Below are 478 nucleotides of genomic sequence, written 5' to 3'. Positions count from 1 at the left end.
AGCTACCCGGCAATGCCACTGGCGTGACAACCGGAACACCAGAGGTTCGTCCACTCCGGTCCTCTCGTACTAGGAGCAGCCCCTCTCAAATCTCAAACGTCCACGGCAGATAGGGACCGAACTGTCTCACGACGTTCTAAACCCAGCTCGCGTACCACTTTAAATGGCGAACAGCCATACCCTTGGGACCGGCTTCAGCCCCAGGATGTGATGAGCCGACATCGAGGTGCCAAACACCGCCGTCGATATGAACTCTTGGGCGGTATCAGCCTGTTATCCCCGGAGTACCTTTTATCCGTTGAGCGATGGCCCTTCCATACAGAACCACCGGATCACTAAGACCTACTTTCGTACCTGCTCGACGTGTCTGTCTCGCAGTCAAGCGCGCTTTTGCCTTTATACTCTACGACCGATTTCCGACCGGTCTGAGCGCACCTTCGTACTCCTCCGTTACTCTTTAGGAGGAGACCGCCCCAGT

General features: G+C 55.9%; 1 rRNA gene. It reads right to left on the bottom strand.

Annotated features, from left to right (window positions below):
* A 23S ribosomal RNA gene (locus DQG23_RS41665) occupies window positions 1–478 on the bottom strand; the annotation flags it as partial.

The organism is Paenibacillus contaminans (assembly GCF_003285015.1).
Taxonomy (GTDB): domain Bacteria; phylum Bacillota; class Bacilli; order Paenibacillales; family NBRC-103111; genus Paenibacillus_V; species Paenibacillus_V contaminans.
This window is presented reverse-complemented; position numbering and strand designations above follow the sequence as displayed.